At 72.1% G+C, this 19,355-nt stretch carries 18 protein-coding genes; 12 read left to right on the top strand and 6 right to left on the bottom strand.

The window, feature by feature from the left end; all coding sequences use genetic code 11:
• Window positions 1–521: 521 nt before the first annotated feature.
• Together ACIRHA_RS21100 and fxsA are read left to right on the top strand one after the other, a co-directional pair.
• Complete coding sequence (locus ACIRHA_RS21100; protein WP_403847818.1) at window positions 522–1,295, top strand: polyprenol monophosphomannose synthase; 774 nt, start codon at window positions 522–524, stop codon at window positions 1,293–1,295.
• A gap of 58 nt (window positions 1,296–1,353) precedes the next feature.
• Window positions 1,354–1,950, top strand: coding sequence for an FxsA family membrane protein (gene fxsA / locus ACIRHA_RS21095; protein WP_403847816.1), 597 nt, complete (start codon window positions 1,354–1,356; stop codon window positions 1,948–1,950).
• Window positions 1,951–2,043: 93 nt separating this feature from the next.
• Here the strand turns inward: fxsA and ACIRHA_RS21090 are convergent, their stop codons facing one another.
• The 4 genes from ACIRHA_RS21090 to ACIRHA_RS21075 form a co-directional block, all read right to left on the bottom strand.
• A complete protein-coding gene (locus tag ACIRHA_RS21090) occupies window positions 2,044–2,424 on the bottom strand; it encodes an RNA polymerase-binding protein RbpA (protein WP_403847813.1) in 381 nt (126 codons plus the stop codon).
• A gap of 256 nt (window positions 2,425–2,680) precedes the next feature.
• Entirely contained in the window at window positions 2,681–4,036 is a 1,356-nt protein-coding gene (locus ACIRHA_RS21085) for an MFS transporter (protein WP_403847811.1), read from the bottom strand.
• A gap of 52 nt (window positions 4,037–4,088) precedes the next feature.
• Window positions 4,089–4,856: a glycerophosphodiester phosphodiesterase gene (locus tag ACIRHA_RS21080; protein WP_403847808.1), complete on the bottom strand. Its 768-nt coding sequence runs from the start codon at window positions 4,854–4,856 to the stop codon at window positions 4,089–4,091.
• Window positions 4,853–5,563 (bottom strand): YitT family protein, encoded by a 711-nt coding sequence (locus ACIRHA_RS21075; RefSeq protein ID WP_403847805.1) that lies wholly within the window; start codon window positions 5,561–5,563, stop codon window positions 4,853–4,855. Before ACIRHA_RS21075 ends, ACIRHA_RS21080 begins: the two co-directional genes overlap by 4 nt.
• Before the next feature lie 64 nt (window positions 5,564–5,627).
• Between ACIRHA_RS21075 and ACIRHA_RS21070 the strand changes: the two genes are divergently transcribed.
• Window positions 5,628–7,136 (top strand): PLP-dependent aminotransferase family protein, encoded by a 1,509-nt coding sequence (locus tag ACIRHA_RS21070; protein WP_403847802.1) that lies wholly within the window; start codon window positions 5,628–5,630, stop codon window positions 7,134–7,136.
• 51 nt (window positions 7,137–7,187) lie between these two features.
• Here ACIRHA_RS21070 and ACIRHA_RS21065 read toward each other — a convergent pair whose 3' ends face one another.
• Both ACIRHA_RS21065 and ACIRHA_RS21060 read right to left on the bottom strand, forming a co-directional pair.
• A complete protein-coding gene (locus tag ACIRHA_RS21065; RefSeq protein ID WP_403847800.1) occupies window positions 7,188–8,768 on the bottom strand; it encodes a hypothetical protein in 1,581 nt (526 codons plus the stop codon).
• A 38-nt stretch (window positions 8,769–8,806) separates the two neighbouring features.
• Complete coding sequence (locus tag ACIRHA_RS21060; protein WP_266598445.1) at window positions 8,807–9,001, bottom strand: hypothetical protein; 195 nt, start codon at window positions 8,999–9,001, stop codon at window positions 8,807–8,809.
• Window positions 9,002–9,282: 281 nt separating this feature from the next.
• Between ACIRHA_RS21060 and ACIRHA_RS21055 the strand changes: the two genes are divergently transcribed.
• From ACIRHA_RS21055 to ACIRHA_RS21015, 9 genes are all read left to right on the top strand, one after another.
• A complete protein-coding gene (locus ACIRHA_RS21055) occupies window positions 9,283–9,675 on the top strand; it encodes an ankyrin repeat domain-containing protein (protein WP_403847797.1) in 393 nt (130 codons plus the stop codon).
• A gap of 279 nt (window positions 9,676–9,954) precedes the next feature.
• A complete protein-coding gene (locus tag ACIRHA_RS21050; RefSeq protein WP_403847794.1) occupies window positions 9,955–11,367 on the top strand; it encodes a HEAT repeat domain-containing protein in 1,413 nt (470 codons plus the stop codon).
• Between the two features lie 179 nt (window positions 11,368–11,546).
• Window positions 11,547–12,689 (top strand): glycosyltransferase family 4 protein, encoded by a 1,143-nt coding sequence (locus ACIRHA_RS21045; RefSeq protein ID WP_403847791.1) that lies wholly within the window; start codon window positions 11,547–11,549, stop codon window positions 12,687–12,689.
• A complete protein-coding gene (locus ACIRHA_RS21040) occupies window positions 12,686–13,837 on the top strand; it encodes a glycosyltransferase (protein ID WP_403847788.1) in 1,152 nt (383 codons plus the stop codon). The genes ACIRHA_RS21045 and ACIRHA_RS21040 overlap by 4 nt, the downstream gene beginning before the upstream one ends.
• A complete protein-coding gene (locus ACIRHA_RS21035) occupies window positions 13,834–14,754 on the top strand; it encodes an SGNH/GDSL hydrolase family protein (RefSeq protein WP_403847785.1) in 921 nt (306 codons plus the stop codon). Before ACIRHA_RS21040 ends, ACIRHA_RS21035 begins: the two co-directional genes overlap by 4 nt.
• A gap of 45 nt (window positions 14,755–14,799) precedes the next feature.
• Window positions 14,800–16,008: a cysteine desulfurase-like protein gene (locus ACIRHA_RS21030; RefSeq protein WP_403847782.1), complete on the top strand. Its 1,209-nt coding sequence runs from the start codon at window positions 14,800–14,802 to the stop codon at window positions 16,006–16,008.
• 61 nt (window positions 16,009–16,069) lie between these two features.
• Window positions 16,070–16,762, top strand: coding sequence for a GntR family transcriptional regulator (locus ACIRHA_RS21025; protein WP_403848889.1), 693 nt, complete (start codon window positions 16,070–16,072; stop codon window positions 16,760–16,762).
• Between the two features lie 92 nt (window positions 16,763–16,854).
• On the top strand, window positions 16,855–18,381 hold the full coding sequence (locus ACIRHA_RS21020) for a hypothetical protein (RefSeq protein ID WP_403847779.1): 1,527 nt from the start codon (window positions 16,855–16,857) through the stop codon (window positions 18,379–18,381).
• Between the two features lie 79 nt (window positions 18,382–18,460).
• Window positions 18,461–19,354 carry a hypothetical protein gene (locus ACIRHA_RS21015; protein ID WP_403847776.1) on the top strand — a complete coding sequence of 298 codons (894 nt, stop codon included), beginning with the start codon at window positions 18,461–18,463 and terminating at the stop codon, window positions 19,352–19,354.
• The last annotated feature ends 1 nt before the right edge of the window (window position 19,355 follow it).

Below are 19,355 nucleotides of genomic sequence, written 5' to 3'. Positions count from 1 at the left end.
CCACGACTTCGATCTTGCGGCGGAACGGTCCCGCGCGACCTGCGAATCCTCCGCGCTGACCAGGGCAGTTCGCAGAGAGCCGCAGGTCGAACGCCTGTTGACAAGGCGCGGCTGTCGACGGGTAGGTTCGGCCGGGTCCACCACCTCCAGGTTCGACCGGGGAAGTCCAGGCAGTCGTAGAACGCAGCTGGGTCAGGGGGTGGTGCGCCGCACCGGCGTACCACCACTGGGAGCCAGGCCCAGCGCCCGCGCCACGGGGCGCTGGAACGTTCCGGCCGGTCGGCCAGGTGCGACCCGGGTGGGGCCCGGGCGTTCAGTAGACAACGGCTTTAGGTCGACCCGCAGCCAGCGGGCCCCAGGTCGGCCCGAAGGACGCCCGGCCCCGATCCGCAGTACTCGTCGATCCGCAGAGATTGGTTTCGTTTCCGGCCCTCCCCGGCTCATCCAGGGCGCCTTATCGGCGTGAACTGGGGTGCTCGCTATGGTGGTCCCCCTGTGGACGGAAGTTTTAAGGGGAAGCTGTGAGCGACGGCGGCGGGCGGAAGTTCGGCCCTCTGGGCACGACCTTGGTGATCATCCCGACCTACAACGAGGCGGAGAACATCAAGCCCGTGGTGGGCCGTGTCCGGGAGTCCGTGCCCGCGGCGCACGTCCTGATCGCCGATGACAACAGCCCCGACGGCACCGGCAAACTCGCCGACGAGCTGGCCGCAGAGGACGAGCAGGTGCACGTCCTGCACCGCACCGGCAAGGAGGGCCTGGGCGCCGCCTACCTCGCGGGCTTCGCCTGGGGCATGGAGCACGGCTACGGCGTCCTGGTCGAGATGGACGCCGACGGCTCCCACCAGCCGGAGGAGCTGCCCCGCCTGCTGACCGCGCTGAAGGGTGCCGACCTGGTCCTGGGTTCGCGCTGGGTACCCGGCGGACGCATCGTCAACTGGCCCAAGTCCCGTCAGTTCATCTCGCGCGGCGGCTCCACGTACTCGCGTCTCCTCCTGGACGTCCCGATCCGCGACGTCACCGGCGGCTACCGCGCCTTCCGCCGCGAGACCCTGGAGGGCCTCGGTCTCGACGAGGTCGCCTCGCAGGGCTACTGCTTCCAGGTCGACCTGGCCCGGCGGGCGGTGCGGGAGGGCTATCACGTGGTGGAGGTCCCCATCACCTTCGTCGAGCGCGAGCGGGGGGACTCCAAGATGAGCAAGGACATCGTCGTGGAGGCGCTGTGGCGGGTCACCACATGGGGTGTGGGGGCACGGGTGGACAAGGTCCTGGGCCGCAAGCCCGGCGATCGCTGAGAGCGATCTTGATCCCCCGCTTACGCCAATCGCACCCGGCCCCAGGCAGACTGGGTACATGACCACTGGCACTCCGCCTCGTAACCCGTCCACCGGTGCCCGGCGCTCGCGGCTCCGCAGGTATCTGCCGCTCGCCGTCGCGGCCTGGATGGTCCTGGAGATCTGGCTGCTCACGGTGGTGGCGGGCGCGATCGGCGGCTTCACGCTCGGCATCCTGCTGGTGGCCGGCATCGTGTTCGGGTCCGTGGTGATGAAGTCCGCGGGGCGCCGCGCCTTCAAGAACCTCACCGAGACGCTGCAGCGCCAGCAGGGCGGCTCTCCCGAGGCCTCCAGGCCCCCTGAGCAGCGCTCGCAGGGCAACGGGCTGCTGATGCTCGCCGGGCTCCTCCTGATGATTCCTGGGCTGATCTCGGACGTTCTCGGCCTGCTGCTGCTCATCCCGCCGCTGCGCACGGCGCTGAGCCGGTACACGGAGCGCACGGTCGAGCGGAAGATGGGCGCCGCGGCGGGCCAGGGGCCGCTCGGTGACGCGTTCCAGCAGGCCCGGATGCGACAGTCCGGCGGCACCGTGATCCCCGGTGAGGTGATCCGGGACAACGAGCGTCCGGGCCCGCGCGGGGACGACGCGGGCCCGCGGCCGCCGCTCACTCCCTGACGGACCCACCCCGGACGGACCCACGACGAACGGCCGGGGCCGGACACACGGTGTGTGTCCGGCCCCGGCCGTTGTGCGGTGTGTTTCTGGGAGTCAGGCGGACTTGCGGCCGCTGTTGTCCCGCGGGTGCACCGCGATGTTCATAGCGCCCGAACGCAGAACTGCCAGACGCTCCTCGAGGACCTCTTCGAGCTCCTCACGGGTGCGCCGCTCCATCAGCATGTCCCAATGCGTACGAGCCGGCTTCCCCTTCTTCTCCTCAGGGCCGTCACCGTCCACGAGAAGTGCCTGGGCCCCGCAGACCTTGCACTCCCACTCGGACGGAATCTCGGCCTCCACCGAGAAGGGCATCTCAAAGCGATGTCCCTTCTCGCATGCGTACTCCACGGCCTGGCGCGGGGCCAGGTCGATGCCGCGGTCCGTCTCATAGCTGGTCACTACGAGGCGTGTACCGCGAAGAGCTCGCTCACTCATGAATCGTGCCTCCCGGGCTTGTCGCCCACAGGACAGGTGTCGCTGTCGTCGTCATCCGGTCAACGTCCGGTCGGCGGTAAAGATTCCCGGTTCCCGGGTCATGCGTCGCCGTCGTAGCCGCCCCTTGTTGTACCCACCGGTGACCGGTTTGTCACATCTCACGCCGGATGTCACCCAGCGTTTCGCGATCTAGACGTGCAGTAACGGTACGCCTGGCAGGCCAACCGCGTACACTACCGGGATTTGCCTTCAGGTGCTAAATCCGGGCGGGTAGGGAATTGCCGGCGTCGCGCACCGCCCGATGGACCGGAACCCTCGCGAGCAGGACAAAACCGATCACGAAGAAGGCGACAAGGGACACGATGGCGTCGCGATAACTCCCGGTCAGTTGGTACGCGAGCCCGAACACCAGGGGCCCCAGCCAGCTCATCCCGCGGTCGCTCATCTCGTACGCGGAGAAGTACTCGGCTTCCTTGCCGGCCGGTACGAGGTGCGAGAACAGCGAGCGGGACAGCGCCTGGGTGCCGCCCAGGACGAGCCCGATGCCGGCGGCGAGGACGAAGAACCAGACCGGCGCCCCGGCCGGCAGGAAGTAGCCCGCCCCGATCGTCACCGTCCACGCCACCAGAGAGCCGAGGATCGTGCGCTTGGCCCCGTACGTACGCGCGAGGCGGCCCATCGCGAGCGCCCCGGCCACCGCCAGGAGCTGCACGAGAAGCACCGCCACGATGAGCGTCGACTGGTCGAGCCCGAGCTCCTCGGAACCGTAGATGGAGGCCTGCGAGATCACCGTCTGCACGCCGTCGTTGTAGACCAGGTAGGCGAGGAGGAAGGAGAGTGTCAGCGGGTGGCGGCGCATGTCCTTCACCGTGGCCAGCAGCTGCCGGGGGCCGGAGGCAGTGCCACCGGGGGTGGGCTGAGTTCGGCGGTCGCGCAGGCGGCGTAGCGGCACCACGGTGAACGCGCCCCACCAGACGCCCGCCGACGCCAGGCAGATGCGTACCGCCGTCGACTCGGAGACACCGAAGGTGTCGTGGGCCGTGTACAGCACCAGGTTCGCCAGAAGGACGAGGGCGCCCGAGGCGTAACCGAAGGCCCAACCGCGCGAGGAGACCGCGTCACGCTCCTCCGGGGGCGCGATCTGTGGCAGGTACGAGTTGTAGAGCACCATCGAGACGGCGAGCGAGGAATTCGCGACCACGAGGAGAAGGCCGCCCAGTAGATAGCGGTCGCCGTCCAGGAAGAACATCCCGGCCGTCGCCGCCGCGCCTATGTAGGCGCACAGTGCGAGCAGCGGCTTCTTGCGGCCCGTACGGTCCGCGGCCGCACCCGCGAGGGGCATCACGAAGATCGACAGGATCACCGACAGGGAGACCGAGTACGCGAAGAACGAGCCCGCGCGGACCGGGATGCCCAAGGGGTGCACGAAGCCGTCCGGGTCCGCCGCCGCCTTCGCGACCGAGGTCAGATACGGACCGAGGAACACCGTCAGGACGCTGGTCGAATAGACCGAGCACGCCCAGTCGTAGAAGTACCAGCCGCGCTGTTCGCGCTTGCGCTCCGCGGGCGCGGACGCCCCCTGCGCCGTCTCCCGCGCGATCTCGGTGCCCACCCGTGTCCCCGTCCCCTCGCCGTCCCCGACGTCCGGCGCCGCGGCAGGGCGGTCAGACCCACGCCCCCCGGTCCTTGAGGACGTCCCGCAGCGTCTCGATGTGATCGGAAACTATGCCATCGACCCCGAGGTCGAGAAGTCGCCGCATCTCCGTCTCGTCGTTCACCGTCCACACGTGGACCTGCAGGCCGCGCGCGTGGGCGGCCCGCACGAAGCGGTGGTCGACCACCCGGATCCGCCCGTGCGTCACCGGCACCTGGGCGCAGACCGCGGAGCGGCGCAGCGCCGCCGGAATCCCGTACGAGCGAAGGCGCAGACCCAGCACGCCCCTGGTGCCGTACGACGTGGCGAGGCGGGGGCCCGCGAGCGCCTGCGCGCGGGCGACGCGCGCCTCGGAGAAGGAGCCGACGCAGACGCGGTCCCACGCGCGCGTGCGGCGCAGCAGGTCGATGAGGGGGACGAGGGCGGGTTCCGCCTTGACGTCCACGTTCCAGCACACGTCCGGGAACGACTCCAGCAAGTCTTCGAAGAGCGGCACCGGTTCGGTGCCCGCCACGCGCGCGTGGCGGACCGTGGACCACGGGAGGTCGGCGATCCGGCCGCCGTCATCCGTGACCCGGTCCAGCGTGCTGTCGTGGAAGGCGACGAGGCGCCCGTCGGAGGTCGCGTGCACATCGGTCTCGATGTAGCGGTAGCCGAGGTCGACCGCACGGCGGAACGCGGCGACGGTGTTCTCCAGGCCGTCCGCCGCCCCGCCCCGGTGGGCGAGCGCGAGCGGACCCGGGTGGTCGAGGTAGGGATGGCGTACGCGCGAGGTCACCGTCGCAGTATGGCCCGCCGAGGTGAGCCGTTCGCGACCGCGGTGGGGCCGGCGGGCGACGCGGGGACGGCGAAGAAGCGCAGGAAGAACTGCGCCAGCGGGCCGATCGTCAGGGCGTACAGGACCGTGCCGACGCCGATCGTGCCGCCGAGCAGGAAGCCGCTCGCCACGACGACGATCTCGACGACCGTGCGCATCAGGCGGATCGAGCGGCCGGTGCGCTGGTGGAGCCCGGTCATCAGGCCGTCGCGCGGGCCGGGGCCGAACTTCGCCGCAATGTAGAGGCCGGTCGCGGCCCCGTTGAGCACGATGCCCGCCAGCATCAACGGGATGCGCACTCCGTAGGAGTGCGGGTCCGGGACGACCGCGAGCGTGCCGTCGATCGCGAGGCCCACCACGAAGACGTTCGAGACGGTGCCGAGCCCGGGGCGCTGCCGCAGCGGGATCCACAGGAGCAGCACGATCGCGCCCGCGATGATCGACACGACGCCGATGGAGATGCCCGTCAGCTCGGCGAGCCCCTGATGCAGCACACCCCAGGGCTCCAGTCCCAGTCCCGCCTCCACGAGGAGCGCCGAACTGGCGCCGTACAGCGCGAGACCTACGTAGAGCTGCACGAGGCGGCGGGCAAGCGGGCCGCCGGGCGGCGGAACGGACGGTGACGCGGACAAGGTGAGCCCCTCTGTGGTGGTAGTGGCCTGACACATGACACTCTGTGGCGTGGAATCGGATGCCAACCATGGCCAATTCGAGGAAGGTGGACTGGCTCGCATGGCGCAGTGGACTTCGGCGATCGGCTCGACCCAGCTCGCTCGGCTGCTCACCTCGCAGCAGCCGCGCCCCGCGGGCCCCGGCACCCGCCGCCCGCCCGCCTACCGAGCCCTCGCCGACGGCATCCGCCTCCTCGTCCTGGAGGGCCGCGTCCCGGTGGCCACGCGGCTTCCTGCCGAGCGCGAACTCGCCCAGGCGTTCTCCGTGAGTCGCACCACGGTCGCGGCCGCCTACGAGGCGCTGCGCGGCGAAGGGTTCCTGGAGTCCCGCAGGGGTGCGGGCAGTTGGACCGCCGTGCCCGCCGGGAATCCGCTGCCCGCGCGCGGCCTCGAACCTCTGCCGCCCGAGGCCCTCGGCTCCATGATCGACCTCGGCACGGCGGCGCTGCCCGCCCCCGAACCGTGGCTGACCCGCGCCGTACAGGGCGCTCTGGAAGAGCTGCCGCCGTACGCCCACACCCACGGTGACTACCCGGCGGGGCTGCCCGCGCTGCGCACCATGATCGCCGAGCGGTACACCGCGCACGGCATCCCGACCATGCCCGAACAGATCATGGTCACGACGGGCGCGATGGGCGCCATCGACGCGATCTGCCACCTCTTCGCGGGCCGCGGCGAACGCGTGGCCGTGGAGTCACCCTCGTACGCGAACATCCTTCAGCTGATGCGCGAGGCGGGCCTCAGGCTCGTGCCCGTCGCCATGGCCGACGGGCTCCGCGGGTGGGATCTCGACCGCTGGCGCCAGGTCCTGCGCGAGGCTGCGCCCCGACTCGCCTACGTAGTCGCCGATTTCCACAATCCGACGGGCGCGCTCGCCGACGAGGAGCAGCGCCGCTCGCTGGTCGACTCCGCGCGCGCGGCGGGCACCGTGCTGGTGGTCGACGAGACCATGACCGAACTGCACTTCGACGAGGACGGCGAGGGTGCGGCGATGCCGCGCCGGGTCTGCGCGTTCGATCCCGCGGGCTCCACGGTGATCACGGTCGGCTCGGCCAGCAAGGCGTTCTGGGCGGGCATGCGCATCGGCTGGGTGCGGGCCGCGCCCGACGTCATCCGCAGCCTGGTCGCCGCGCGCGCGTACGCGGACCTCGGCACTCCGGTCCTGGAGCAGCTGGCGGTGAACTGGCTGCTGAACACCGGGGGTTGGGAGGAGGCCGTCGCGCTGCGGCGCGCCCAGGCGCGCGGGAACCGTGACGCGCTGGTGGCCGCCGTGCGGCGGGAGTTGCCCGACTGGGAGTTCGACGTGCCGAACGGGGGCCTCACTCTGTGGGTGAAGGCCGGAGGCCTGTCGGGCTCGCGCCTCGCCGAGCTGGGCGAGCGGGTCGGTGTGCGCGTCCCCTCGGGGCCCCGTTTCGGCGTCGACGGGGCCTTCGAGGGGTACGTACGGCTGCCGTTCACCGTGGGCGGCGCCGTGGCCGACGAGGCGGCGGCGCGGCTCGCGGCTGCGGCGCAGCTCGTCCGCGACGGTCAGGGTGCGGGCGGGGACGTGCCGCGCACCCTGATCGCGTAGCCGGCCGCCGCTCAGTGGAGAGCGCCGCTTCGTTCGCGTAGAGCCTTGCTCTCAGCGCTCGGCCAGCGCCTCGGCCTCGTCGGGCACCGCTTCGACCGGGGTCTCGATGGCCGCGTCGGCCGGCGTGCTGCGCTCCGGGAGGAGCGCCGTGACCGCCTGCCGATGGGTCTCGCTCGTCGCGTCGTCGTACGGGTCCGGGGTGGCGGGGACCTGAAGGCGGTGGACGGGGCCCGTGCCCAGGCGGGCGTAGCCGCGGCCCGCGGGGATGTCGGCGGTGGGCGTCGTCTGCGGCAGGGTGCCGAGCACGTCCCGCAGTTCCTCCGGAGCGGCCGGGCCGAGCACCACGCGCGCGCGGGTGTGCTGCCGGACCGGGTCGATCAGGGCGTCGAGGCTGTCGAACTGCTCGGCCACGACCACGGTCACGCCGGCCGCGCGGCCGTGCCTGAGGGGCACCTGGAGGAGCGTCTGCGGGTCCTTGCGGCCGTCGGCGGCGGCGAGATGACCGAGGGCGCCGGGCCGGTCCAGCAGGATCCACAGAGGGCGCTTGATGTCGTCGGGGGTGGGGTGCCCGGCCTGACGCGCCCGGTTCGCAGCGATCAGCCGCCGCTCCGTCTCGTGTGCGGCCCATTCGAGGCTGGTCAGCGCGCCGGCGAGACCGCACTCCACGGCGAGCACCCCGGGGCGGCCGACCAGGCACGCGTAGTCGCCTGTTCCACTGCCCTCGACGATCAGCACGTCACCGTGGCGCAGCGCCTGCAGTGCCACGGAACGCAGCAGGGACGTCGTGCCGCTGCCCGGCTGCCCCGCGATCAGCAGGTGCGGCTCGGTGGAGCGGACGCCGGTGCGCCACACGACGGGCGGCTCGTCCCGCTCCTCATCGCCCGCCTGCACCGGCAGCGTGCGCTGGACGCCGGTCCCGTCGGTGAAGCCGAGCACGGTCTCACCGGGCGAGGTCACGAAGGGCTGGGCGGCGATGTCCGTGGGCAGCGGGTCGAGCACGTTCACCGTCAGGTGGTTGCCCTCCTCGTCCCACGCGAAGTGGTACTCGCGGGCCCGACCGAGCTTGGCGTGCAGCAGCTGCTCGATCCGGGCCCGGGACGCCGCTTCCCCGTCCGTGAAGTAGGCGGGGTAGCGGATGTCGATCCGGTCGACACGGCCGTCGCCGTCGAAGTCGAACGTCTCGAAGGCCTTCTCCCAGTCGCCCCCGTGCGCGTACAGCGGGCTCGGGTCGTCGGCTACGGAGAAGTACGGTACAAGCGCCTCGTAGAGGGACGAGAGGCGCTGTACCTGCGAATCGTCGGGGCCGGTCTGCTCCGGCGGCTTCGGATCGCGCCCCTTCCATCCGGCCGCCGCCATCAGGGTGATGAGCGCCAGCAGCGGACCGTATGGAATGAACACCACGACCAGGACGACGGCGGCCACCAGGAAGAGCAGCGGTCCGCGCCGCTCCTTGGGGGTGTTCGCCCACTTCTGCCGCCCGGCACCGGCCAGGCGACGCAGTCCACGGCTGACCGTGATGAGGGGGTGGAGTACGTCGGTGGCACCGTCGGCGGCCGTCCGAGCCATGTCCCGGCTCCGGGCGATCGTGGCGCTGCCGTTGCTCAGAATGCGGGGGAGTGGGCGCCTGGCCACGTCGTTCTCCTGGTGGTGTGTGCGGGTGAGTGGTCCGGTCAGAACTTGATCCCGCCGAGCAGGCTGGCGAGGCTCTGGCCGCCCGCCTTGATGCTCGGGGCGATGGCCGTGCCCGCCAAGTAGAAGCCGAAGAGGGCGCAGACCAGTGCGTGCGAGGCCTTCAGGCCGTCCTTGCGGAAGAACAAGAAGACGATGATGCCGAGCAGCACGACGCCCGAGATGGACAGGATCATGAGGGTTCTCCTGGTTGATGGGGACAGTCACCATGAGTTCTTCCAGGCTCACAGCATGTATCTATACGACAAAAGGTGCAAATGGGTGGAAATGCTTAGCTTTCACCCATTTGACCAGCCGCTGCTGGGCCGCTCGAGCGTGCTGCCGGACGGTCGTCCGCACTCTTCGTGATCTTTGCCTCGGCGGGATCGGGTCATGTGCGGGACCGGGCAGTACCCTGTCGATTCACTCGTACGGCTGCACAGCCGTACCGGCACGTATGAGAAAGGCGGTCCGCCCGATGAGCGAAGCCCCCGACCCGGAGGTCGTGGAGCTGGCCACCAAGATCTTCGACCTCGCGCGACGCGGCGAGACGGAGGCTCTCGTGGGCTACGTGGACGCCGGGGTGCCGGCGAACCTCACGAACGACCGGGGTGACACGCTTGTCATGCTCGCCGCCTATCACGGGCACGCCGAGGCGGTGCGTGCCCTTCTGGGGCGCGGCGCCGACGCGAACCGCGCCAACGACAAGGGTCAGACCCCGCTCGCGGGTGCCGTCTTCAAGGGCGCCGACGACGTGATCGGCGCACTGCTCGAAGGGGGCGCCGATCCGGCCGCGGGAACCCCCTCGGCGGTCGACACGGCCCGGATGTTCGGCAAGACGGAGCTCGTCGACCTCTTCGGCACCTCCTGACACACCGACTCTGACCAGGCAAAACGGGGGTGCGGGAAATGCGGTCGCGGTGGGTTGAACCGCTGGGTCATGATGACGGCGTGATTTACGGACGCGAGGCCGGGGCAGGTGGTGCCCACGTGCAGAGCGGGCCGTGAACGGCCCGGTTCCGGGCCTTGGACGAGAGGCAGAGAAATGGGTAGCAGCAAGCAAGAGACGGCGGGCGCTCCGACGCGTTGTCGCGTGGCCAGGTAGGTGATCGTCCCGGTTGCGTCGACGCTTGATGTGAGGCTGTTTCCCATGTTCGAACCGGTCATAGCGCCCAGCGGTACGCTGCTCGGCCTGCTGCAGCGGGGCCGCGGCGACGGCACGCTGCACGCGCTGACGGCGCCGCGTGCCGAGGCACTCGCGGCTCTCAATCACTGTGTGCTGAGCGACCCCCGCCACGACTGGCAGGTGGAGAACCGCTCGCTGTACTACGCCCGCCTCTACGTCGATCTCCATGGCGAGCTCGACGAGATCGAGCGGCACCTCTTCGACCCCGAAGACCTCCTCGACACCGAGGAGTCACGTACGGGCCTTGCGCTCGCGGTCCTCGGCCACCTCGCCTCCTACGACAGGCGGGACGCCCTGGAGCTGTTGCGCAGGTACGCCGCCGTGGGCGGCAACTGGGCCTGGGCGCTCGACGAGCTGGCCCTGCGCGACGACGACGCGGGCCTGCGTGCGCTCGCCGAGCCGGTCCTCGCGCGCTTTCCGGCCGACGCCGAGGCCGATCTCGCCGCCGTCGTGCGCGACGCCTTCGAACCGCGACCCTGGCGCCTGTGGGCCGAGGACCCGCGCCCGCATGTGGGGGCACGCGTGCGTGCCGCGCAGGAAACCGGCTCCTTCGACCGCTGGCAGCGGCAGATGCGGCCGGCGGGGCCGCGCCCCGAGTGGAGCGTGCAGGCCGTCTTCGACTGGGCGCAGGAGGGCTTCGAGCGGGGCGCCGTCCTGTACGTGCCCGCCGCCCGCTGCCTGACCGCCGTGGCGGGTCCGCAGGACCACGCCGAGATCCTGCGCGCAGCGCAGGACGGTACCGACGGGGCGCGCTGCACCGCCCTTCGCTACCTCGCCGATACGCATGACCCGGCGGTGCTCGATCTCATCGAGGCCGCGGTGGAGGCGCCGTCCCGCGCTGTCGTGGACGCCGCGCTTGACGCCTTCGAGCGGATGCGCAGCGTCGCCGTCGTGCAGCGGGCCCGGCAGTGGGCGCCCCGGCCGGACGCGCTCGGCGCCGCCGCGGGCCGCATGCTCGCCTGCAGGGGCGGCGCGCAGGACGGCGAACTCGTCCTCGCCTCCCTACGGGAGGCAGTACGCGGCGACGGTCCCGACGCCCCCACCCTCTGGCCGCTCGTCGATGGGGCAGGACGGCTCGGCATCGTCTGCGCCGCTCCCGTGCTGCGGCACATCTATCGCGAGACGGCGTCCTCACATCTGCGCGGGCGCGCAGCCCGCGCGCTCGCCGCCACCGATCCCTCCTTCGCCGCCGGGTTCGCGGTCGAGTGCCTGTGGGACTGCGAGGAGAGCACCCGGGAGGTCGCCGCGCGGCACGCCGAGACGGGCGACGCCCGTGTTGTCGATCAACTGCGCCGACTCGCGGCCGATCCGGCCGAGGAGGACGAGGTACAGACCGCGGTCCGCAGCAGGATCGGGCCCGACGCCACGGCGTTGTGATCGGCTTCATTCACGCCGCGCATGTGGCGCGCTGATTTCCGGGAGGTGGCCCCTCGGTGAGGGGCCACCTTCTGGTCGTTCACCTGTGGTTTTCGGTGGCGGCCAACGCTCACGGACCGTTCCTCGCCAGGAAAGATCCACTTTGACGTGAGCACGTCCGGCGGGGCGACAAAGCCCGTATGCGTGTCGTCATCGTGACCGAGTCCTTCCCGCCCGACATCAACGGTGTGGCGCACTGCGCGCTGCAGACCGCGCGGCACCTCGCCGCCCGCGGCCACGAACCCCTCGTGGTCGCTCCCGCCACCCCGACCGGGCCCCAGGCGGACGCGGCGGCGCCCTGCCCCGTCGTCCGGGTGCCGTCCCTGCCGCTGCCCGGCTATCCGCAGGTCCGTGTCGCGCTGCCGGGGCGCCGCCTCGCGCAGACCGTGGCCGCGCACCGGGCCGAACTCGTCCATCTGGCCAGCCCGTTCGTGCTCGGCATGCGCGGCATGGCGGCCGCGACCCGGCTGCGCGTGCCCGCCGTGGCGGTCTACCAGACCGATCTGGCGGGCTACGCGCGTACGTACGTGGGGGCGGGGGAGGGCGCGGCCTGGCGGCGGATCCGCACCGTGCACGCCGCCGCGGACCGTACCCTCGCGCCCTCCACCGCCGCACAGCGCGACCTGGAGGCGCACGGGGTGCCACGGGTGCGGCTGTGGCCGCGCGGGGTCGACGCCGTACGGTTCCGGCCCGAGCGGCGCTGCGAACTCCTCCGTGCCGACCTGGCGCCGCGTGGTGAGCTGCTCGTCGGTTACGTGGGGCGGCTCGCGCCGGAGAAGAACGTGGAGCTCCTCGCGCGGGTGTGCGGGCTCGACGGCGTGCGGGTCGTGGTGGTGGGGGACGGGCCGAGCGAGGCCTCCCTGCGTGGCGCGCTGCCCGGCGCGCTCTTCCTGGGGCGGCGCACCGGGGACGAACTCGCCCGGATCTTCGCCTCGTTGGACGTGTTCGTGCACACAGGTCCCCACGAAACGTTCTGCCAGACCGTGCAGGAGGCCATGGCGAGTGGAGTGCCGGTGATCGCCCCGGCGGCCGGCGGGCCCCTCGACCTCGTCGCGCACGGCAGGACCGGGCTGCTGGTCCCGCCGGGCGACGCGGAGGCGTTGCGCGACGCCGTGCGGGAGCTCGCAGGGGACCCTGGTCTGCGCGCCACCTACGGGAGCGCCGGTAGGGCCGCGGTGTCCGGGCGCAGTTGGGAGGCCGTGGGCGACCTCCTGGTGGAGCACTACGTAGACGTGCTGCATGCGCGCTCGGCCGGGGCCGGGGCGGGGGCGGTGGCGGCATGAGCGGGCGGCTGCGGATCGTACGGCTCGCGAACTTCGTCGCCCCCGCCTCCGGCGGCTTGCGGACCGCGCTGCGGGAGCTGGGCGCGGGGTATCTGGCGGCCGGGCACGAACCGGTGCTGATCGTGCCGGGGGAGCGGGTCTCGGACACACGGACGCCTCAAGGGCGCGTCATCACGTTGCCGGGGACGCCGCTCCCGGCGAGCGGCGGCTACCGCGTCCTGACCGACCGGCAGCGCGTGGCACGGCTGTTGGCCCGGCTGCGCCCGGACCGGCTCGAGGTGTCGGACCGGACGTCCCTGCGCTGGACCGGTGAGTGGGCGCGCCGCGCGCGCGTACCCGCCGTGATGGTGTCCCACGAGACAACCCATGGAGTGCTGCGTACGTGGGGCCTGCCCGAGCGCGCCGCGCGGCGGGCCTCCGATGTGCTCAACGTCCGTACGGCGCACGCCTACACGCGCGTGGTGTGCACCACGGAGTGGACCGAGCGCGAGTTCGTGCGGATCGGGGCGCGCAACGTGGTGCGGGCGCCGCTCGGCGTCGATCTCGTGCGGTGCCGGCCGCAGGGGCGAAGTGAGGAGGTGCGTGCGCGGTACGCGCGCGTGGACGAGGTGCTGCTCTTCATGTGCACCCGGCTCTCCGTGGAGAAGCGGCCGGGCATCGGGCTCGACACGGTGGCGCGGCTGCGCCGGTCCGGTGTGCCCGCCCGGCTCGTCGTGGCGGGGGACGGGCCGCTGCGGGCGCGGCTCGAACAGCACGCGCGGGCGCGGCGGTTGCCGGTCGACTTCCTCGGGCACATTGCCGACCCGGCCACGCTTGCGGCCCTCCAGGCCACGGCGGACGTGTGCCTGGCGCCGGGGCCCGCCGAGACGTTCGGGCTCGCTGCCCTGGAAGCGCTGGCCTGTGGGACACCGGTCGTCGTCAGCGCGTCCTCGGCGCTGCCGGAGGTGGTCGGCGGGGCCGGGGCCGTGGCCGAGGACAGCGGTGCGGCGTTCGCGGCAGCCGTCCGGGACGTGCTCGGGCGGCCCGTGCGGCGGCGCAGGGACATGGCACGCGCGCGTGCCGAGTGTTTCGGGTGGGACGTCGCCGTGAACGCCTTCCTGGCGGCTCACGACGCACCTGTTCAGGTCCCGGTTCGGGGCGCGACATGAAGGCTCTAAGGTTCGCCGCGCTCGGGGACTCTCTCACCGAGGGTGTCGGTGATCCGGTCGGTGGCGGATGGCGGGGCTGGGCCGCGCTGCTCGCCGAAGGCCTGGCGCCCACCGAAGTGCCCGTGGAGTTCCGTAACTTCGCGACCAGCGGGGCGCAGACCTCCGATGTGCTCCTGCGCCAACTGCCATGTGCGCTGGCGTTCACTCCCGATGTCGCGTCCGTCGTGGCCGGCATCAACGACACCTTGCGCGCCGCCTTCGACATCCATGCCGTGGCCGCCCACTTGGACACCGTGTACGGGGCGTTCGCCGAACGGGGCACCGTCCTGCTCACCGCGTGCCTGCCCGACCCCGGCGCCCTGCTGGGCCTGCCCGGCGTCCTGGCGCGGCCACTCGCGCGTCGCCAGCGCGCGGTCAACTCCGTGGTCCACGCCCTGTCCGAACGCCACGGAGCCGTCCACCTGCACGCCGCCGACGCCGCCTGGGCGGCCGACCCCGCCCTGTGGAGCGTGGACCGGCTGCACCCCGGCGAGCGGGGGCACCGCGAGTTCGCGGCCCGCTTCCACGCCGTGCTCGCCGCCGCGGGGGAGACGCTCGGCCCGGCGCCCCCTGTCGAGCCGGAACGGCCCGCGCCGACCCGCGCCGCAGGACTGTGGTGGCTCGCCACGGCGGGCACCGGCTGGGTCGCGCGGCGCTGCGCCGACCTGCTGCCCGGGCTTCTGGCGCTCGCCGCGGAGGAAGCACGGCACGGCATGCGCGGCACCGGCGCCCGTCTCGACCTGCGGGCCTCTGCCGGGGTCGCGGCGGCGCTCGCCTCGGTCCCGGGCCTGGAGGTGCCGCTCCGGGCTTGCGATCATGTGACGGGGGTCGCGCAAGCGGCTTCCGGTACGAGCCAGCCGTGCGAGGTCTGCCCCTGACCGGGAGGAGGCCCCGTGTCGCCCACGCACCACAGGAGTTGAGTCATGGCCCTCGACATCGCCGCCATCCGGGCACGGATACCCGCCCTGAAGTCCGGCACGGCCCGCTTCGACGCGCCGGGCGGCACCCAGACCCCCGCTCCGGTCATCGACGCCGTCGCCGCCGCACTGACCGGGCCGCTGGCGAACCGGGGGCAGACGACGGAGGGCGAACGCCGTGCCGACGGGATCGTCGTCGAGGCCCGTGCGGCACTGGCCGATCTGCTCGGCACCACGCCTGGAACCGTCGCGTTCGGGCGCAGCGCCACGCAGCTCGTCTACGACCTGTCCCGGACGCTCGCCAAGACCTGGCGGCCGGGCGACGAGGTGGTCGTCACCCGGCTCGACCACGATTCCAACATCCGCCCGTGGGTGCAGGCGGCCGAGGCGGCGGGCGCCACCGTACGGTGGGCCGACTTCGACCCGGAGACGGGCGAGCTGGGACCCGAGCACCTCAAGGCGGTGCTCTCGGAACGTACCCGCCTGGTGGCCGTCACCGCCGCGTCCAACCTGATAGGCACGCGTCCCGACCTGCCGGCCCTGGCAGCCCTCACCCACGAAGTGGGTGCTCTTTTCCACGTGGACGCGGTGCACTACGCCTCGCATGCCGCGGTCGACCTGGCGGCGCTCGGCGCGGACACGCTGGTCTGCTCGCCCTACAAGTTCCTCGGACCGCACCTGGGCGTGCTCACCGGCCGCGCCGAGGTGCTCGAGTCGCTGCGCCCCGACAAGCTGCTGCCGTCCAGCGACGCCGTACCGGAGCGCTTCGAACTCGGCACCCTTCCTTACGAGTTGCTGGCCGGCGCGAGCGCCGCCGTGGACTTCCTCGCGGACCTGAGTGCGGGTGTCAGCGGTAGTCGCAGGGAGGGCCTCATCGCCTCCTTCACGGACCTGGAGGAGCACGAGGACGCGCTGCGGCGGCGCATGGAGCGAGGACTCGCGGACGTCGGCGGCATCACCCTGTACTCGCGTGCTGAGCGGCGCACCCCGACCCTCCTGTTCACGGTCGATGGCCGGAGCCCGGTCGAGATCTCCCGGCACCTGGCCGCCCACGGCATCGACGCCCCCGCCGGTTCCTTCTACGCCGTGGAGGCCTCGCGACGGCTCGGCCTCGGAGACGCGGGTGGCGTCCGTGTGGGCCTCGCCCCCTACAGCAGCGCGGAGGACGTGGAGCGGCTGCTCGAGACTCTTGAAGGGATCACAGGGCGTCGTTGAACGATCCGTCGATACCAACGTTGTCCCGTTCCTGGAACTGCGCTTGAATTCGGCCGTGGCCATGGACGAACTCAACGACCTCGCGGACGACCGCGCGCTGCTGGGGCGCACCAGCACCGCCGAGCGCGTCGCGGACATCCTGCGCAGCCGGATCGCGGAAGGCTACTTCCCGCCCGGCACACGCCTGTCCGAGGACAGCATCGGAGGTGCCCTCGGGGTGTCGCGCAACACGCTCCGCGAGTCGTTCCGGCTGCTCACGCACGAGCGGCTGCTCGAACACCGGCTGAACCGCGGGGTCTTCGTGCGCGTCCTGAGCGTCGACGACGTCGAGGACATCTACCGGACCCGGCGCATGGTCGAGTGCGCCGTCGTACGGTCCCTGGGAGACCCTCCGTACGCGCTCGACCGGGTCGCCGGAGCGGTCGCCGACGGGCACCGGGGGGCAGAGCGGCGCGAGTGGAAGAGCGTCTCGACCGCCAACATCCACTTCCACCGCGAACTCGTCGCCCTGGCACGCAGCGAGCGCACCGACGAACTGATGCGCAGCGTCCTGGCCGAGCTACGGCTCGCGTTCCACGTCGTCGACGACCCGCAGCGCCTCCACGAGCCGTACCTGGCGCGCAATCTGGAACTCGTGGAGATGCTGCGCGAGGGGCGCAGGGACACGGCCGAGACACTGCTCGGCGAGTACCTCGACGACTCCCGCGACGGACTCGTCGAGGCGTACCGGCAGCGGATGCCGAAGGACGGCTAGCGGACTTTCGCGGCTCGTCGCGGGCAGGCCCGAAAGCCGTCGCATCTGCGCCGTTTCGACCGTTGTCAGACCCAGCGCATACCCTGTGCTCCGTGACTTCGCCTGCCAGCACGGAATCCGTTCCGCCCCAGCTCAGCGCGGGGCCGCGCCCCGCACCGGGCCCGGCCGCCGACGAAGGGCTCGCGCGCCGCCTTCGCGCGCTCGCGTGCACCGCGCCGCTGCACGATCTGGACGTGCGCAAGGCCAATCTCGCGGGCGAGTACTCGACGTACGGGATGGCGGAGGTGGCGCTGTCCGCCATCGACCTCGTCACGCTGAACATGGACTTCGACACGGGCGCCGACCACGAACAGATAGTGGCCAGGCTCGTGCCCCGCATCGCGGCACAGAACCCGCAGCGACCCGCCGCCGAGCACGAGCGGGTGGCCCGCTGGGTCCTGGAGAACCTGATCAACGTCGGCAGCGTGGACCGCGGCTTCCGTGCCGTGTACGGCACGTTCGCGCCGGACGGCTCCTACGTACGGCGTGACTACGACTTCAAGCTGATCGAGGAAGTCCCCGGCTACGGGGGCAGCGTCTACCTCCGCACGACGGACGAGGCGGTGAACGTGCTGGTCGGCGCCCTCGACACCGACGTCACCAGCGCGCAGATCGCCGCCGAGGTCAAGCTGGAGGTGCTGATCAGCCGCGGCCGGCTCGCGGACGCGCAGCTCGCCGCCGAGCAGGCCAGATACCGGACCGTGCAGTACTCGGAGACGCTCCGCAAGGCGCTGGACGCGACGCGGCGCAATGTGCGCGCCGTCGACTGGCTGCAGGCCGTGCCCGACATGATCGCCGAAGCGCTCGACCACGTCGCGGACCGCTACCGGCACGAGAACGCGATCCTGACGAACATCCGCAAGGCCCGCGACGAGGCGGAGGACCAGGAGCACAAGCGCCGCGCCGCCGAGCTCGTCGACATCGTCAAGGACTGCATCCGCCGTCACACGCAGTTGCAGTCGCGCCTCCTGGAGGCCGGTCCGCTGTTCCGCGCCGAGCAGGACCGGCAGGCCTTCACGGCGCCCTCCGCGCGCGCGGGCCTCGACCTGTACGGGCAGCTCCTCGCGCCGCTGCTGCCGCTTCCGGTGGAGAGCGCGACCAAGGCGACCGACGCCTTCTTCGCGCGCGGCACCGGACTCCGTACGCCCGTGTCCGTCCGGGTCGGCGACCTGGTCGACATACTGCTCACGCCCCCCATGGAGCGCGAGCACCTCGGTGCGGAGATGCCCGAGCCGGACCTCATCGCGACGCCGGACGACAGCCGGTTCAGCGAGGAGCAGCTCGCGGGCGCCATGGAGCTGCTCGACCTGCCGTCGGACGCGCCGCGCCGGCTGTCCGGACTGCTCGCCGACGCCCGCAGGCGCGATGCCGAACTGCCGTATCTGGTCGCCCTGTTGGCGGTGCACGCCGCGAGCCCGCCGGTCGGCACCGCCTACCGCCAGGGCGAGGAGAAGCTGTTGTTCGCCGTGGACGACGGCACCGAGCTCGACGACCCGGAGTTCGGCGGCGCCGACCTCATCGTGGGCACGGCCCTGCTCGACGCGGTCGGGATGGCCACGGACCGGACGGAGGCCGCGTGATGCCGACCCACGTCCCCGTAGAACATGCAGCACACGCAGGACACGCAGGACACGCAAAGCCCATGAAGGAGCACCACCCGTGACCGAGTACGCCGAAGAGCACGCCGAATGGGGCGAGCCCGACGCTTCGGGCTCGGCCAGGGCCCAGGCGCCCGTCACCCCGGCCGATGCCGCCGACGCGGCACGGCTCGTCTCCTTCGGCCTCCAGCCGAAGCTGCAGCCCTCCCGTGACCAGGAGTACGGCGAGCTGCTGCGCCGCTACCGCGAGGACCCGCCCTTCGCGCGGCTCGCCGACGCCGTGGCCACCGGGCTCGGCCTCGTCGTCCTGGAGGTGTCCCCGCGCGCGGGGATGGCCGTGACCGCCGCCGAGGACTCCGTGTTCGCGGTCCGCATGGGCGACTACGCGCGCAAGGCGTCCACCGACTCCACCGACCGCTTCCTGCACGGCCTCGCCCATCTCGCGGTCGCCGCGCTCGCCTTCCCGCGCCCCGAGGACCTCGCCGACGACGGCTACATCGGCCGCGTGAGTGTCAACGGCGTGGACGCCTTCGTCCGGCAGGCCTGCCGCAAGCTGGAGGAGCGGGCCGAGGAGACCGGCGAGAACACCGACCCGGCGACCGAGGCCCCCGGACTCGAAGCCGCGTGGCGGATCTGGGCGCGGCGCAGCTCCACGGGAGCCACCAAGGACACGCGCCGCCTCGCCAGTTCGACGACCGGCATCGTCGGCAAGGCCGCCGCGTTCCTCACCGACTCCGGCTTCCTGCAGAGAACCGGCGACGACTCGGGCGGCACGTACCGCACCACCGCCCGCTACCAGCTCCAGGTCCGCGACATGGCCGGCACGGCCGCCATGGCCGAACTCCTCGAGCTTGGGGTCGTCCCCGTGACCGACGGGTCCGCGAGCCTGGTGCCGCCGATGGACGAGGACGCGGCCGAGCTCGCCGCCGACGCGGGCCTGCCGTTCCACTCCTGAC

Source organism: Streptomyces sp. NPDC102360, assembly GCF_044766085.1.
In the GTDB taxonomy this organism is placed as follows: domain Bacteria; phylum Actinomycetota; class Actinomycetes; order Streptomycetales; family Streptomycetaceae; genus Streptomyces.
This window is presented reverse-complemented; position numbering and strand designations above follow the sequence as displayed.